The sequence below is a fragment of the Xanthomonas sp. CPBF 426 genome (genome assembly GCF_903989465.1).
In the GTDB taxonomy this organism is placed as follows: domain Bacteria; phylum Pseudomonadota; class Gammaproteobacteria; order Xanthomonadales; family Xanthomonadaceae; genus Xanthomonas; species Xanthomonas euroxanthea.
This window is the reverse complement of sequence record NZ_LR861805.1, coordinates 4,661,582-4,676,161: the sequence shown is the minus strand read 5'-3', so window position 1 is coordinate 4,676,161 and position 14,580 is coordinate 4,661,582. Positions and strand designations below refer to the sequence as shown.

Here is a 14,580-nt window from a genome sequence, read left to right as displayed (position 1 = left end):
CGGCGCTCCCCCGAGCGCTCGATTCAAGAACGCCTGCCCTAAGCCTTGGCCAAAAACGCCAGCGGCAGCCCCCTGGCTGCCGCTGGACGCTACCGCCTCGGATCAGTCAGTGTGCGCCGAAACGCCAGTTCAGCTCCAGCATGTAGGAGCGGCCGTAGCCGGTGTAGTTGAAGATGTTGTAGTACGGGTAGCTGGTGTAGGTGCGGTCGCGCGGCGGCCGGGTGTCGGCAAGGTTGTTGACCGTGGCCGTCAGCGAGATGTCATCGTTGAGCGCATAGTCCAGCGTGGCATTGAGCGTGGTCCACGCACCGACCTTGCGGGCGCCTTCCACCGCATACCCATCGGTGCTTTGTTGCGCCACGAAGTTGGGCGTGCGGCCATTGCGTTGACCGAACAACGTGGTGGTCCAGGCGTCTTTCTGCCAGGTCACCGAGGCATTGACGATGCTGCGGAACTCGGAGGAGAAGAACGGTTCGCTGAGCAGGTCGCGCACCGGGTCCTGCGGGAACTGCTGGCTTTCGTGCTTGAGGGTGAGGTTGTATTGCGCATCGAAAACGAACAGGCCCCAGGATTCGGTCGCCAGGTTGTACGTCGCCTTGCTGAGCACGCCGGAGATCTCCTCGTTGGAGATATTGATCGGGTTGATGCGGATGCCGCTCAGGCGATTGGGTACCGGTGCATCGGCGGCGGTGCGATCGATGCGCGACAGTGCATCCACGCAGGTGGGCGAGCTGATATCCAGGCTGCCGAGGCGGCAGGCCGATTCGGTCTGCAGCAGGTTGTCGGTGCTCAGGTCGCTGACTTTCTGGTCGATCTTGATGTTGTAGTAATCGGCGTTGACGCTGAAGCGCGCACTCGGCGACCAGACCACGCCATAGCCCCAGGACTTTGCCGTGATCGACTGCAGGTCCCGATTGCCGGCGCGGCGTCCGGCGATCGAGGTACCCGCATAGGTGCAGTCGGCGATCGGCACGTTGGGCTCTTCGAGTGCGCACCGGTAGTAATCGTTGACGCCCTGGAAGAAGCCGCTGTCGCCAGCGAAGGAAAACGCCATGTCCGGTGCCTTGAAGGCGGTGGCATAGTTGCCGCGGAACAGCAGCGAATCGATCGGGCGGAATTCCAGCGCGGCCTTGTAGGTGAACTTGGAATCGCCACCGCCGCCCTGGTTCTTGTAGTCGTCGAAGCGTCCGGACAGGTTGGCCGTCAACGTCGAGAGGATCGGCAGGCGCATCTCGAATGCCGCCGCCCAGTTCTCGCGCTTGCCGCTGCCCTGGGTGCCGGTCAGCTGGTAGAAGTCACCGGCGATCACACGTTGATCGGTCGGGTTTTCCCAGTACTGGTTGCCCGCCTGCAGCACGCCGGCCACGCCGACGGCACCGGCCGGCAGGTTGAACAACTCGGTGTTGGTGAGCTGCAGGTTGACGTTCTGGGTCCAGGTCCTGGACTTGGTGCGGATCTCGTCGTTGAAGCTGCGGTATTGCGCCGGCGTCAATGCGCGATAGAAGTTGGCGTCGTTGGGCGAATAGATCGGGTAGCCGTAGTACTCGCCTTGCTGGGGCCCCAGGAACTGCTCGCGGAAGAAATCCTCGATGCGATCGGCCAACGGCCATTGCTGGCGGCTGTCGATGCGGTATTCGGCGCGTGCGTAGTACGCATCGTAGGTCCAGTTGCTGGCGCCCAGCCCGCCCTTGATGCCGGCGGCGATGTTGTAGGAATCGGCGGTCTGGCGATTGTTGTTGAAGTCCAGGTTGCCGGTCTCTTCAGGCGCGAAGATGCGCTGGTAGCCTTCCAGTTGCTGGCTGTCCTGGTTGTAGAACAAGCCGCCGGTATCGGACGAGGTCTGCCAGAAGCGTGAGCCGCTGTTGACCTCCACCTTGGTGCGATTGAGCAGCAGCGTCGCGTAGCCCTGGGTGTTGTCGTTGAAGGCGTAGGTCAGGTTGGCGTAGCCGCTGGCGCTGCGTTCCTTGTTGAGGATGCTGGCGTAACCGGGCTCGGTGCGGCTGCTGCAGAAATTGCCGCGATTGGCGCGGTTGTCGTATTGCACCGTGCCGTTGAACAGCGGGCCCAGTGCATCGCAGTTGGCGGCGCCGGGGTCGATGTAGGTGGTTGGCGTGTTGTGCAGCGCGATGCGCGAGCCGTAGCGCAGCGTGGGGTCCGGATTGTCGGAGGTGGAATCGAAATCGCGTCGCTGGGAGCCGTAGATCGGATCCTGGTTGTTGAGCTGCAGGCCCCAGACGAGATCGGCCTTGCCGAGGGTAGTGCCGCCGGTGAGCTGGAAGCGCTGGTTGTTGCCGCCACCGCCGTCGTAGGTGCCCATGCGGTAATTCATCTGCACGCCATCGACGTGCTTCTTCAGGATGATGTTGACCACGCCGGCAATGGCGCTGGAGCCGTAGATCGAGGACTGGTTGCCGGGCGCCACATCGATGCGTTCGACCATGCCCACCGGCACGCTGGCCAGGTCGACGAAGTTGCTCTGGCCGTTGTAGAGCAGCGGGTAATCGGCCATCGGCCGGCCGTCGATCAGCACCAGGGTGAAGCCGGGATCCAGGCCGAGCAGGCTCAGCGATTTGGCGCCGGCGGTGAAGCCGCCACTGAACTGGCCGTCCTGCACCGAGCCGGTGGCCATCGGCTGCGAGCGCAGCACATCGTAGACATCCTTGAAGCCGCGGCGCTGGATGTCCTGGGCGGTGATGGAGAACACCGGTGTGGCTGTCTCGACCTGCGACCGCGGAATCAACGAGCCTGTCACGGTGACCTTGTTCAATTCAGTCACTGCGTCCTGGTTCTGGGCCATCGCAAGCGATGGCATGGCCAGGGCGGCGCATACGGCGTTGACCAACAAATGGCGCTTCATGGAAACCTCTCTCTCCAAAGGCATGGAACAGGGCGCGACGACCGGGGAGGCCGCGCGGCATCGCTGTCAACGAAACGTTAACAACAGTTCGACTCTAACCAGCCCCTGCGCCTGCGGATAGTCGAGATTGTTTAGATTTTTTGTCCCTTCACGCCTAGGCTAGGTATCCTTTGTAGATGCTTAAAGTCGCGTTTGCTCTCTCCCTGCTGTGCACTCTGCTCGTTCCGCTGCAAGCGGTTGCCCGGGCCACCATCGACAAGATCGAAATCAAGGGCCTGGACGACGACGCCGACGCCGAGATGATCGAGAACATCGAGGTCTCCCTGTCTCTGTATGAGGCCGTGGGCAAGGAGCAGGGCGAGTCGCGACTGGAGTATCTGCTGGCGCAGGCCGAACGGCAGACGCGCGAGGCGCTGGAACCGTTCGGCTACTACTCGCCGACCATCGATCTGGCCGCGCCGCGCAGCGGCGACAAGGTGACGGTAGTGATCACCGTGGAGCGCGGCGAGCCGGTGCGCGTGCGGCAGTCGCATATCTCCATCACCGGCTGGGCCGAGCAGGACCGTTACCTGGGCCAGGATCTCAAGCAGTTCGAACCGCGCGAAGGCCAGGTCTTCAGCCACCCGCAATACGAAGCGAGCAAGGTGCGCATCACCCGTCGGCTGGCCGAGCGTGGCTACTTCGATGCCGACTTCACCCAGCGCCGCGTCGCGGTGACGCGCGCCGAGCACGCTGCCGATATCGATCTGAACTGGGATAGCGGCCGCCGCTACGACATGGGCAAGGTGCGCTTCGACTACGACTACTTCCGTCCGGGCCTGTTCGAGCCGTTGGTGTATTGGGACGAGGGCAGCTACTACCACGAAGGCAAGCTGGATCGCCTGCGCGAGTCGCTGACCAAGCTGGATTACTTCAGCACCATCGATATCCAGCCCAAGCCGGAAGAAGCCGACGACCAGGGCCGGGTGCCGGTGGATGTGAAGCTCACCCGCGCCAAGCGCACCGTCTACACCTCCGGCCTGAGCTACGGCAGCGAGAGCGGTGCCGGTGTGCGTGGCGGGGTGGAGCGGCGTTATGTCAATTCGCGCGGCCACAAGATGGACACGCAGCTGGATTACGCGCAAAACCGAAAGAGCCTGACCACCAGCTATCGCGTGCCGGCGTTCCGCTGGCTGGATGGCTGGTACACCGCCTCGGCGCGGCTCTATGACGAGCAGACCGAATACATTGACCTGCGCAACGTCAAACTCACCGGCAGCCGCAGCGGCCAGATCAACGAGCGCTGGAGTGCGATCGCTTCGATCAATGCCTTGCGCGAGCGCTGGCGTTTCAGCAGCGGTGACGACTTCGAAGGCGCGGTGTATGAAACCTCCACGCTGATCTATCCGCAGTTGCAAGTGAACTACGTCAATGTCGACGACCGCCTGTTCCCGCGCAGCGGCGTGTCCGGGCAGGCCTTCATCCGCGGCGGTGCCGAAGGCGCCGGCTCGGACACCAATTTCGGCCAGCTCTATGGCCAGCTGCGCTGGTTCCTGGGCGCCGGCGACAATGGCCGGGTGATCCTGCGCGGCGAAGGCGGCACCACCTGGACCAGCGATCTGGTGGCGATGCCGCCGAGCCTGCGCTTCTTTGCCGGTGGCGCCAACAGCATCCGCGGCTATGCCTTCCGCGAAGTCGGCCCGCGCACGCCCAAGCCGGACGAATTCGCGCTCGGTGCCAAGAACGTGGTCACCGCCAGCGCCGAATACGAGCATTACCTCAAGGGCGGCCCCTGGGGCGGCGCGGTGTTCGTCGATAGCGGCAGCGCGTTCGACGACACGCCCGACTGGCACACCGGCATCGGCTTCGGTCTGCGCTGGCGCTCGCCGGTGGGCCCGGTGCGCGTGGACATCGCGCATGGCTTGAACGATCCCGACTCGCAGTTCCAGCTCTATATCGATATCGGGGCCAACCTGTGAGCACACCGACGCCGCCCCCCGCACCGCGCCGCGCGCGTTTCTACCGCCGCCGCCGGTTCTGGGTGGGCTCCGGGCTGACCTTGCTGGGGCTGGTGTTGCTGGCCCTGATCGCGGTGTACTGGCTGCTGCAGACCGTGGCCGGGCGCGATGTATTGCTGGCGCAGGTGACCGCGCGCCTGCCGGTCGGTGCCAGCTTTACCTATGGCAAGGTCGAAGGCCCGGTGGCCGGCCCGCTGACCCTGCGCGATGTCGATTTCCGGTATCAGGACATCCACTTCACCGCCGAGCGCGTGTATCTGGAACCGGACCTGCGTCCGTTGCTCGGGCGCAAGCTGCAACTGGATGCCGTGCAGGTCAGCAATGCCACGTTGAATCTGGGCAAGAGCGATGAGCCGTTCACGCTGCCGAGCTGGCCCGAGTCGCTGCCGCAGATCAACGTGCCGCTGGCGATACAGGCCGACAAGATCGACGTAGAGAACCTGCGCATCACCCAGCTGCAGCAGCCGATGATCGTCCTGCACAAGGTGCAGGGCGGGCTGGAAGTGGCCACCGGCGAACTGCGCACGCGCAATCTGGTGGTCGATACCGACATGGGCGACTTCCGCCTGCATGGCGACTACGTGCCCAACGACGATTACCGCGCCGACCTGACCGCCACCGCGGTGCTGCCGGCCGCGCGTGGGCGCACCCCGGCCAGCCTGGGGCTGGTGGCACGCGGCGATCTGGACAAGATGGAAGTGGCCATCGCCGGCCGCGCGCCGGCGCCGCTGCAGGCCAGCCTGGTGTTCACCGGGCGCGATGATCCGACCTGGACCTTCAAGGCCGTCACCGAGGCGCTGGATACCTCGCTGCTGATGCCGGCCACCAACGGGCAGTACGCCGCCCCGGCCACACCGATCGCGCTGAACCTGCAGGCCTCCGGCAAGGGCGGCAACGCCGACCTGCAAGGCAGCGTCAAGCAGGGCGAGTTGAGCGCCAGCTTGCAGCCCTCGCATATCAGCCTGCTGGACCAGGTCATCACCGTCGAGCCGTTGGTGATCGATGCCTTCGAAGGCCGCGCGCAGTTGCGTGGCACTGCCGATTTCCGCGATACGCAGAATCCGAGCTTCCGCTTCGCGGTCAATGCCAGCGGCCTGCGCTTCACCCCGACGCCGGACCCGGCCACCCCCGATGCGCCGGTGGTGCCGGTGGAACTGGTCGATGCGCGTCTGGGCGTGGCCGGCACCCTGAAGGCATGGGCGGCGATCGGCCGCGCCACGCTGGAGCGCGACGGGCAGCAGGCCGCGCTGGTGTTCGACAGCCGCGGCAACGATCAGCGCGCCCAGCTCAAGCAGGTGCAGGCCAGGACCCCGGGCGGCTCGCTGGATCTCACCGGCGAAGTGGGCTGGACCCCGGAGCTGGAATGGGATGTCACCGCCCAGCTGGCCAAGTTCGACCCGGGCTATTTTGCGCCGGGCTGGAACGGCAATCTCTCCGGCAAGGTCGCTTCCAAGGGCCGCCAGCTGCCGGCGCCGGCCGGCGGCGTATCGCCGGGCTTCGAAGCCACGGCGGATATCCCGACCCTGACCGGCCAGCTGCGTCAGCGCGCGCTGTCGGCCAACGGCAAGTTCGCCTTGCGTGGCGAACAGGGCGAAGGCGAACTGCAGCTGTCGCTGGGCAATAGCCGCATCAACGCCAAGGGCAAGGTCGGCGACCAGCTCGATATCGCCGCGCAACTGCAGCCGTTGCAGCTGGACGACGTCCTGCCCGGCGCCACCGGCACGGTGCGCGGGCAGCTGCAGGTTAGTGGCAAGCGCGATGCCCCGGACATCACCGCAGACATCGCCGGCAATGGCCTGCGCTGGAACGACTACAGCGCGCAGAGCATCAGCCTGCGTGGGCGCCTGCCGTGGCGCGGCAGCGACGGGCAACTGGCCTTGCAGGGCACCGCGATCGAAGCCGGCGTGGTGCTGGACAGCGTGCGCGTGCAGGCACGCGGTGCGGTGGAAGCGCTGCGTCTGGATGCCGAGATCGCCAACAGCATGGCCAACCTCGCGCTGCAGGGCGATGTCCGTCGCAATGGCGAGCGCTGGCAGGGCCAGGTCGCCACGCTGCGGATCGCACCCGCCAAGGGCGATGCCTGGGCGTTGCGCCAGCCGGCGCAGTTCAGCACCGATGGCGCCGCGTTTACGCTGTCAGACACCTGCCTGGGCGCAGCCACCGGTGGCGCGCTGTGCGCCAGCGCCAACTGGCCGCGCGAGGGCATGGTGGTGCACGGCGATGCACTGCCGCTGTCGCTGGTGCAGCCGTGGCTGCCCAAGCAGGAGGGGCGGCAGATCTACCTGCGCGGCGATTTGTCGCTGGACGGCAGCTTCAAGCCGCGCGGCAATGCCTGGGAAGGCTCGTTCCGCATCGCCTCGCCCGAAGGCGGCATTCGCCTGGGCGAAACCCGCTACGCGGCGGTGGCCGGCAACCCCAATCGCGGCGAGTTGCTGCGCTACGACCAGTTCAGCGTGCAGGCCGATTTCACCCCGCAGCAGATCCAGGCCAAGCTGGGTATCGGCTTCCAGGGCGCCGGCTTTGTCGATGCCAAGTTCAACACCGGCTGGGACGCCTACGCCCCGCTCAACGGCGAGCTGTATCTCAATATGTCGCGGCTGTACTGGCTGGAGCTGGTGGTGGCCGATGTGGTGCAGCCCAAGGGCCTGGTCGAAGGCCATGTGAGCCTGCGCGGCACCCGCGACAAACCGCTGCTGGGCGGCGATGCCACCTTGAGCAACTTCACCGCCGAATATCCGTCGATGGGCCTGACCCTGAGCGAGGGCAAGGGACGCTTCGACGCACTGCCGGATGGCTCGGCCAAGATCACCGCATCGGCCAAGTCGGGCGAAGGCACGCTCAACATCGATGGCGGGCTGTCGTGGTTCGGCACCAGCACGCCGTTGCTGCTGAATATCCGCGGCCAGAACGTGCTGGCCTACAACACCAGCGAGTTGCGCATCATTGCCAACCCGGACATGCAGTTCGGCATCACCGATAACACCATGCAACTGCGCGGCAAGGTCACCGTGCCCGAAGCCGATATCGACCTGGAACGCCTGGATCGCGGCACCTCGGTGTCCGAGGACGTGGTGGTGCTGGACCCGGTGGACCCGGAAGAAGCGCCGGCCTCGCCGCTGGATATGGACCTGGCCATCGTGCTGGGCGACAAGGTCAACATGAGCGGCTTCGGCCTGAAGGGCGGGCTGAGCGGTCAGATGCAGATCCGCGCGCGCCCGGGCCGCGAGATGACCGCCAATGGCGGGCTGGACGTGCGCGGTCGCTACAAGGCCTATGGCCAGGATCTGACCATCAGCCGCGGCCAGCTGACCTGGAACAACAACATCGTCTCCGACCCGCGCGTGAGCCTGCGCGCCGAACGCAAGGTCGGCGATGTCACCGCCGGTATCGACGTCAGTGGACGCGCCGAATCGCCGCGTGCCGACGTGTGGTCCGAGCCGGCGATGTCGCAATCCGAAGCGCTGTCCTACCTGGTGCTCGGCCGCGGCCTGTCCACCGCCAGCAGCGACGAAACCCAGCAGGTCAGCGCCGCCTCGGCTGCGCTGTCGGCCGGCAGCAGCCTGATCGCCTCGCAGATCGGCGCCAAGCTCGGCCTGGACGAGGCGGGGGTGAGCGAATCCAGCACCGTTGGCTCAGTGGTGGGCTTCGGCAAGTACCTCTCGCCCAAACTCTACGTCGGCTATGGCGTGTCGATGGTCGGCAGCGGCTCGGTCCTGACACTGAAATACCTGCTCAGCCGCGGGTTCGATATCGAAGCCGAATCCAGCACGGTGGAGACCAAGGGCTCGGTGAACTGGCGGCGGGAGAAGTAACAGCCAATCGCGCACCAGTGCATCACGTGGTGCGCGTGGCGCCGCATGTGTCAGGTTTGGGCTTGGCGCAATGCGGATATCGAGGATGTTCGGCCATGCGTGAGGCATCGCCAGGTCGAGCGCTGCAGTTTTATCTACAAGCTGTGCCGCGTCGCCGGGCGCGGCACACCGGCATCGCGCAGGCATTACGCACTTTTTATGCCGGCGCACCAGCGCGCAAATAGCCCCTTTATGCCCGGCAGGCCTACCTTGGCACTCCCGCACTGTGGTGCGTTGAGTCCAACACGATGTGTATCCTGATTTTGCAAGGTCCGCAGGCCGATCCGGCGCAGCTGGCGCCGCTGCAGCTGCCCGAGTGTGCCGGCCGTGCGTTGCGCACGCTGGCGTGCGCCGATGTCGATGGCCTGATCGCCGGCTTGCAGGCCGCCGGTGGCGATGCCGAGGTGGAGCTGGTGCTGCTGGATTCGGGTGATCTGGCGCCGTCCGCGCGTGCGCAGGTGCATGCGACGGCATTGCGTGCGGCATTGGATGCGCTGCACACGCCCTACATCGAGCTGCATACCGATGCCGACCAGGAGCTGGAGCCGTGGCTGCATCCGCAGCATGCGCCGCTGGCGGTGGTGATCACGCCGCACGACGCGCCGCGCGCCTATGCGATGTCGTTGGGGATTGCCGCGCGCTGCCTGCCATCCCTGTGCGCGCCGTTGCGCGCCGCTGCCTGAGGAGGCCGCCATGTCGATCATGATCGTGCGTGGTCCGGAGGCATCGTTGCCGTTGGTGCGTGGGCCGCAGCCGTTGCCGCGGGCGGTGATCCGCCAACTGGTGGCGTGCGCGGGCGATGCGGGCAAGACCGTGGCGCTGCGTGCCTGCGGGTCGGAGCAGGAGCTGCTGGATGCCTTGCGCGTGGCCGGGCAGGCGCGGATGGAAATCGCGTTGATCGATCCGGGCAGCTGCGTGGACAGTGCGCGCCTGCACCGTGTGCTGGGGGCGTTGCCGTATCCGTTCGTGGAGGCCCACGACGATAGCGTGGACCGACCGGAGCGTTGCCTGCCGGAGGGTTTCGGGCAACGCATCGCGACGGTGCGCGGCTACTGCGCGCAGAGCTATCTGCTGGGGCTGGAGATTGCGTTGGAACATCTGGGCTGCACGGAGATCCAGGGCGATGTCCACGTCGGTACCTGAGCTGCGCCAGTTGCATTACTTCGCCGACTACGAGGGTTATTGCGACGGTCGGCCGGTGCTGTGGGGGCAGCTGGCCCACAGCGTGGAGGTGCCCGCCGATGGCGTGCTGGATGCCGCCGGGCTGGTCACCGCGTTGCGCCGCCGCGCGGCCGAGGCGCACGGGCTGGAAACGGGGCAGATCCGCTTGTGCCAGGTCACGCGGCTGTAGCGGCGTGACACACAACGACGCCACCGGAAGGTGGCGTCGTCGTCCTGCGGTGATTGCGCGTCGTTCGACGCAGATCACCCGGGTTGAGGCTTACTTGGCCGGGCTGGCCTCCGGCACGAACTTGGTCAGCTGGTTGGCCGTCGCCGCCGTGCCGAAGTTGAAGCGGCCGTAGCCGGCGCCCCAGTACAGCGCGCCGTCCACGATGGCCGGCGAGGCGAGCACCGAGCCGGTGGCGTCGTGGTTCCACAGCGTGGCGCCGGTGTCGGCATCAAGGGCAACCATGTTGCCGGCCATCGAACCGGCGTAGAGCAGGTTCGGCGACACCGTCAGCGAGCCCTGGCCGCCGGCCGGCACGGTCGGATTCACGCGGTTGATGCCGGGCACCTTGACCTGCCACTTGATCCTGCCGGTGGCTGCATCCAGCGCGGCCCACGAGCCGCCGTTGTGGCTCTGGGTGTTGTCCGGTCCCAGCGTGTAGGTGGCGTTGGTGCTGTTGTTGATGGCCACGTAGACCTGCGACTTGTAGGGGTCGAACGCAGTGCCCCACTCGACGCCGCCGGTGGTGCCGCCGGGGCCGACCTGGGTCGACCACACCTTGGCACCGGTCTTGGCGTCGAAGGCCCAGTAGATGCCGCTCTTCTGCCCTGCGCCGACCAGTTGCTGCGCCTTGCCGTCGCGCCATACGGTGAACAGCTGCACGCCGGCACCGCCGAAGTCGTAATCAGGACCGGTCAGGTTGGTTGCCTGGGTGTTCGGGCACAGGCCATTGGTGGGCGCCACGATGCACGACAGGTTCCAGGCGTCGTAGCCTTGTGCACGGTCGGCCCAGACCAGCTTGCCGGTGTCCAGATTCAACGAGACCACCGAGTCGACGTAGTTGTCCGGGGCCATGCACGCCAGTTCGTCCTGCACGGTGAGTTCGCTGCCGCGGTAGGAGCGCGCGTTGGAGACGCAGTTACCCACGCTGGCGGGAATGTTGTAGTTGTTGCCGGTGCCGAAATACAGGCGGCGGCTGATCGGATCGATCGCCACCTGGCCCCACACCGATGCGCCGGTATACCCCTCGGGCACGTTGTAGAACTGCCACACCTTCTTGCCGGTACTCAGATCCAGTGCCACCACGCTGCCGCGGAAACTGAAGGTGTGGGTCGAATCCAGGTTGCCCCAGTCGCCGGAGGAAATGCCCACGTAGATGCGGTTGCCGTAGATCACCGGCGAGGAGGTGATGCGCGCCTGCGGGTTGGCTTCGGCGGTGGTCTTCCACAGCAGCTTGCCGGTCTTCTTGTCGATGGCCAGCACGGTACCGGCGGCCTGGTCGCCGACGATGATGCTGTTGGCGCTGATGGCCGGAGTGTTGCGCGTCACCGAGTTGGCATTGCCGGTGTAGTCGGACAGCTTGGCCTGCCAGTTCGGCTTGCCGGTCTGGGTGTCGACGCTATACAGCGTGCCGCCCCAGTCGGGCACGTACAACGTGCCACCTTCCACGCTCGGCGTGGCCGAGATGTCGCCGGTGGTGGTCAGGGTCCATGCCGGGACGAGGCCCTTGACGGTGGTGCGGTTGATCTTCCACTCGCCCGGCGCGAAGCGCTGGTTCAAGTAGCCGCCGCCAGCGGTGGTCCAACTGGTGGGGCTGGCGAACGGAAGGTCTTTGCCGAAGCTGCGCCAGATCTGGCTGGAGTCTGCGAAGGCCTGGGTATCCAGGGACGACACCGGCTGTTGTGCGGTTGCGGGGCCGGGCTGGGCGAAAGCCACTGCGCTGGCAAGCAGGCAGGGAACGAGCGTCAAACTGCGAAATCGCAAGCGGCGAATTGAATGTGTCATCACGGCATGTCCATAGATGGAAGGAAGCGCTGGATCCCCCCGGATCTGCCGGGTGAAGATGGCCGATCGGCGAGACCATGCAACACACGCATGTCGCTGCATTCATTCAACGGTCGGGTCCGGTCGCATCTGGTACGACCAGCTCGCAAAAATTGCGTTCAGCCTGTTCGGTATTCGCACAAATGCTGATGATTCATCACTATCTGCATCAGCCGCGATAGGAAAAATGATTGGCCGCGAGACCGGCGTATCGCCTGCAAATCAATGGTCTGCAAAAAGTAACCAGGAAATTTTGCGCCACCTTGTCAGGTTGGTCACGGTGTTGAACAGCGCCCCTCTCCCCAGGGTTCGAGAAGGCACTGTTTGCGCGCCACTGGCGCGCGTGCCTTGGAGCGCCCGCGTCGCAAACGCCGGCCGGGGCGCGGAGCGGGGGTTGGGGTGAGGGGTACGGGGGCGATGCCACACGAGAGACTGGATTGCGTGGCTTCGCAGCTACCCTCATCCGCCCCTTCGGGGCACCTTCTCCCGGAGGGAGAAGGGAACAGCCATGCAGGGCTGCGTTATCTTTTACGTCAGGCGCTTTGAGGCGAGGGCGCGACGCTGTGCACCGCACTGGGCGCGATCAGCGCCAACTGCGCGATGGCATCCTGCACCACCTCCGCCACCGTGGCGTCCACATCCACCGATACCACGTCGGCTTCGTCCAGCGGCAATTCCAGTGTCTGCAACTGGCTGTCGAGCAGGCTGGCCGGCATGAAATGGCCGGCGCGCGCGCTCAGGCGTGCGGCGATCACGTGCGGGGCCGCGTGCAGGAACACGAAGCGCAGCGGAATGCCGCTGCGGCGCAGCAATTGACGATGCGTGCCGCGCAAGCCCGAGAACGCGAGCACCACCGACTCGCCGGCCTGGACGCAGTCGCGCAAGGTGGCCGCCAGCAACTCCACCCACGGCAAGCGCATCGCATCGGTGAGCGGTTGGCCTGCGGCCATCTGCGCGCGTGCGGCCACGCTGTGGTAATCGTCGGCATCTAGAAAACGGTAGCCGTAATGCGCTGCCAGGGCCTGCGCGATGGTGGTCTTGCCGCTGCCGGAAACGCCCATCACCACGATGGCCAGGGGCGAAGCGGACGCGGGTGTAGCGGGGGCTGCGGTGTCCATCACGTCAGGTTATATCTCCGGAGCGATTCGGCATTTTGCCGGATTTCACGTTGGCGGCAGCCGATGCGTGGTGTAGCGTCGGCGCTCCTCGCCAGGTGAGCGGGCCGCCCAGCGTAACGGCGCGCTCGGCCCGGTTCAACGCACTCCAGGGTCTGCCGATGCCGTCATCGCCTGCACCGTCTCCTGCATCGGCGCGCCTGCGCTGGCGCGAAAAGCTGGGCTACGGCGCCGGCGATCTGGGCCTGAATCTGTACTGGGCCAACATCTCCGCGTTCTTGCTGATCTTCTACACCGACACCATGCATCTGCCGGCAGCGGCGGTGGGCACGATGATCCTGTTGACCAAGATCGCCGATGCGATCGCCGATCCGGCGATGGGCGCATTGGCCGATCGCACGCGCAGCCGCTGGGGCAAGTTCCGCCCGTACCTGCTGTGGGGCGCGGTGCCGATGGCGGTGACCGGTGTGCTGGCCTACACCACGCCTGCGCTGGACCAGAACGGGCGCATGTGGTGGGCCACGATCAGCTTCCTGGTGATGATGCTGGCCTACACCGTGGTGAGCATTCCGTACTCGGCATTGTCGGGCGTGATCACCGCCGACAGCAGCCAGCGCACCAGCTTGATCAGCCTGCGCTTCATCGCCGCGTTCGCCGGCACCACGCTGGTCAATTACTGCACCCTGGACCTGGTGGCGTGGCTCGGTGCCGGCAACGATGCGCTGGGCTGGCAGCGCACGATGATGCTGTACGGCGCGGTGGCGGTGGCGCTGTTCGTGACCGTGGCGCTGACCACGCGCGAGCGCGTGCAGCCACCGCCGCAACAGCGCACGCCGGTCCGCCGGGACATCGCCGACCTGCTGCAGAACAAACCCTGGTGCGTGCTGTTCGTGCTGTCGTTGATCATCATGATCACCATCGTCATGCGCGGCGGTGCGGGCGTGTATTACCTCAAGTACTACGTGCAGCGGCCGGAGCTGACCGGGCTGTTCCTGGGCGGCTATTCGGTGTCCTTGGCGGTGGGCGCGGCGATCACGCCGCTGCTGACACGGCATTGGGACAAGCGCCAGTTGATGACCGCGCTGATGGCGATGGTGGGGGTGTTGAGCTGCCTGATGTTTTTCATTCCTGCCGATGCGGTGTGGGCGATCTTCGCGTTGAACATGTTGATCGGGCTGGCGCTGGGGCCGAAGTCGCCGCTGGCCTTTTCGATGTATGCCGACAGCGCCGACTACACCGAGTGGCGCACCGGCCGGCGCGCCACCGCGATGACCTTTGCCGCCGCGACCTTCTCGCAGAAGCTCGGTGGCGCGCTGGCGTCGGCCGGCATCGCCTGGGTGCTGGCGGGCATGGGCTATGTGGCCAACAGCGCACAGTCGGCCGGGTCGTTGACCGGCATCGTGCTGCTGCTGACGGTGATCCCGGGCGCGGTGGCGCTGCTGGCAGCCTGGACCATGCGTTTCTATCCACTCGATGACGGCCTGTTGCGCCGCATCCAACACGAACTGGCCGCGCGCAAGCGCGACGAACAGGAGCACCGCTGACCGTG

Annotated in this window: 9 protein-coding genes; 6 read left to right on the top strand and 3 right to left on the bottom strand. The window is 65.9% G+C overall.

Translation table 11 applies throughout. The features are described 5' to 3' along the window. Positions 1-106 precede the first annotated feature (106 nt). A complete protein-coding gene (locus tag H7A87_RS19810; protein ID WP_180497053.1) occupies positions 107-2,797 on the bottom strand; it encodes a TonB-dependent receptor in 2,691 nt (896 codons plus the stop codon). Positions 2,798-3,033: 236 nt separating this feature from the next. Here H7A87_RS19810 and H7A87_RS19805 point away from each other — a divergent pair, with 236 nt between their 5' ends. From H7A87_RS19805 to H7A87_RS19785, 5 genes are all read left to right on the top strand, one after another. Beyond that, on the top strand, positions 3,034-4,815 hold the full coding sequence (locus H7A87_RS19805) for an autotransporter assembly complex family protein (protein WP_104584372.1): 1,782 nt from the start codon (positions 3,034-3,036) through the stop codon (positions 4,813-4,815). Further along, positions 4,812-8,666 (top strand): translocation/assembly module TamB domain-containing protein, encoded by a 3,855-nt coding sequence (locus H7A87_RS19800; RefSeq protein WP_119129894.1) that lies wholly within the window; start codon positions 4,812-4,814, stop codon positions 8,664-8,666. The genes H7A87_RS19805 and H7A87_RS19800 overlap by 4 nt, the downstream gene beginning before the upstream one ends. A gap of 287 nt (positions 8,667-8,953) precedes the next feature. Then, positions 8,954-9,388 (top strand): hypothetical protein, encoded by a 435-nt coding sequence (locus H7A87_RS19795; protein WP_119129893.1) that lies wholly within the window; start codon positions 8,954-8,956, stop codon positions 9,386-9,388. Positions 9,389-9,398: 10 nt separating this feature from the next. Then, on the top strand, positions 9,399-9,848 hold the full coding sequence (locus tag H7A87_RS19790; RefSeq protein WP_164739707.1) for a 3-dehydroquinate dehydratase: 450 nt from the start codon (positions 9,399-9,401) through the stop codon (positions 9,846-9,848). Next, positions 9,829-10,056, top strand: coding sequence for a hypothetical protein (locus tag H7A87_RS19785; RefSeq protein WP_180496814.1), 228 nt, complete (start codon positions 9,829-9,831; stop codon positions 10,054-10,056). The genes H7A87_RS19790 and H7A87_RS19785 overlap by 20 nt, the downstream gene beginning before the upstream one ends. 90 nt (positions 10,057-10,146) lie before the next feature. On the opposite strand, the gene H7A87_RS19780 is transcribed toward H7A87_RS19785, so the two are convergent. Both H7A87_RS19780 and H7A87_RS19775 read right to left on the bottom strand, forming a co-directional pair. Further along, on the bottom strand, positions 10,147-11,877 hold the full coding sequence (locus H7A87_RS19780) for a PQQ-binding-like beta-propeller repeat protein (RefSeq protein WP_180496813.1): 1,731 nt from the start codon (positions 11,875-11,877) through the stop codon (positions 10,147-10,149). Positions 11,878-12,449: 572 nt separating this feature from the next. Further along, positions 12,450-13,034: a gluconokinase gene (locus H7A87_RS19775; RefSeq protein ID WP_119129890.1), complete on the bottom strand. Its 585-nt coding sequence runs from the start codon at positions 13,032-13,034 to the stop codon at positions 12,450-12,452. A gap of 158 nt (positions 13,035-13,192) precedes the next feature. Between H7A87_RS19775 and H7A87_RS19770 the strand changes: the two genes are divergently transcribed. Beyond that, on the top strand, positions 13,193-14,575 hold the full coding sequence (locus H7A87_RS19770; protein WP_119129889.1) for an MFS transporter: 1,383 nt from the start codon (positions 13,193-13,195) through the stop codon (positions 14,573-14,575). Positions 14,576-14,580: the final 5 nt, after the last annotated feature.

What these genes read in the sequence shown, in the direction of transcription:
- H7A87_RS19775 (WP_119129890.1), bottom strand. Translation starts at nt 13,034, where the DNA reads ATGGACACCGCAGCCCCCGCTACACCCGCGTCCGCTTCGCCCCTGGCC.
- H7A87_RS19785 (WP_180496814.1), top strand. Translation starts at nt 9,829, where the DNA reads ATGTCCACGTCGGTACCTGAGCTGCGCCAGTTGCATTACTTCGCCGAC.
- H7A87_RS19795 (WP_119129893.1), top strand. Translation starts at nt 8,954, where the DNA reads ATGTGTATCCTGATTTTGCAAGGTCCGCAGGCCGATCCGGCGCAGCTG.
- H7A87_RS19790 (WP_164739707.1), top strand. Translation starts at nt 9,399, where the DNA reads ATGTCGATCATGATCGTGCGTGGTCCGGAGGCATCGTTGCCGTTGGTG.
- H7A87_RS19770 (WP_119129889.1), top strand. Translation starts at nt 13,193, where the DNA reads ATGCCGTCATCGCCTGCACCGTCTCCTGCATCGGCGCGCCTGCGCTGG.
- H7A87_RS19805 (WP_104584372.1), top strand. Translation starts at nt 3,034, where the DNA reads ATGCTTAAAGTCGCGTTTGCTCTCTCCCTGCTGTGCACTCTGCTCGTT.
- H7A87_RS19780 (WP_180496813.1), bottom strand. Translation starts at nt 11,877, where the DNA reads ATGACACATTCAATTCGCCGCTTGCGATTTCGCAGTTTGACGCTCGTT.
- H7A87_RS19810 (WP_180497053.1), bottom strand. Translation starts at nt 2,797, where the DNA reads ATGGCCCAGAACCAGGACGCAGTGACTGAATTGAACAAGGTCACCGTG.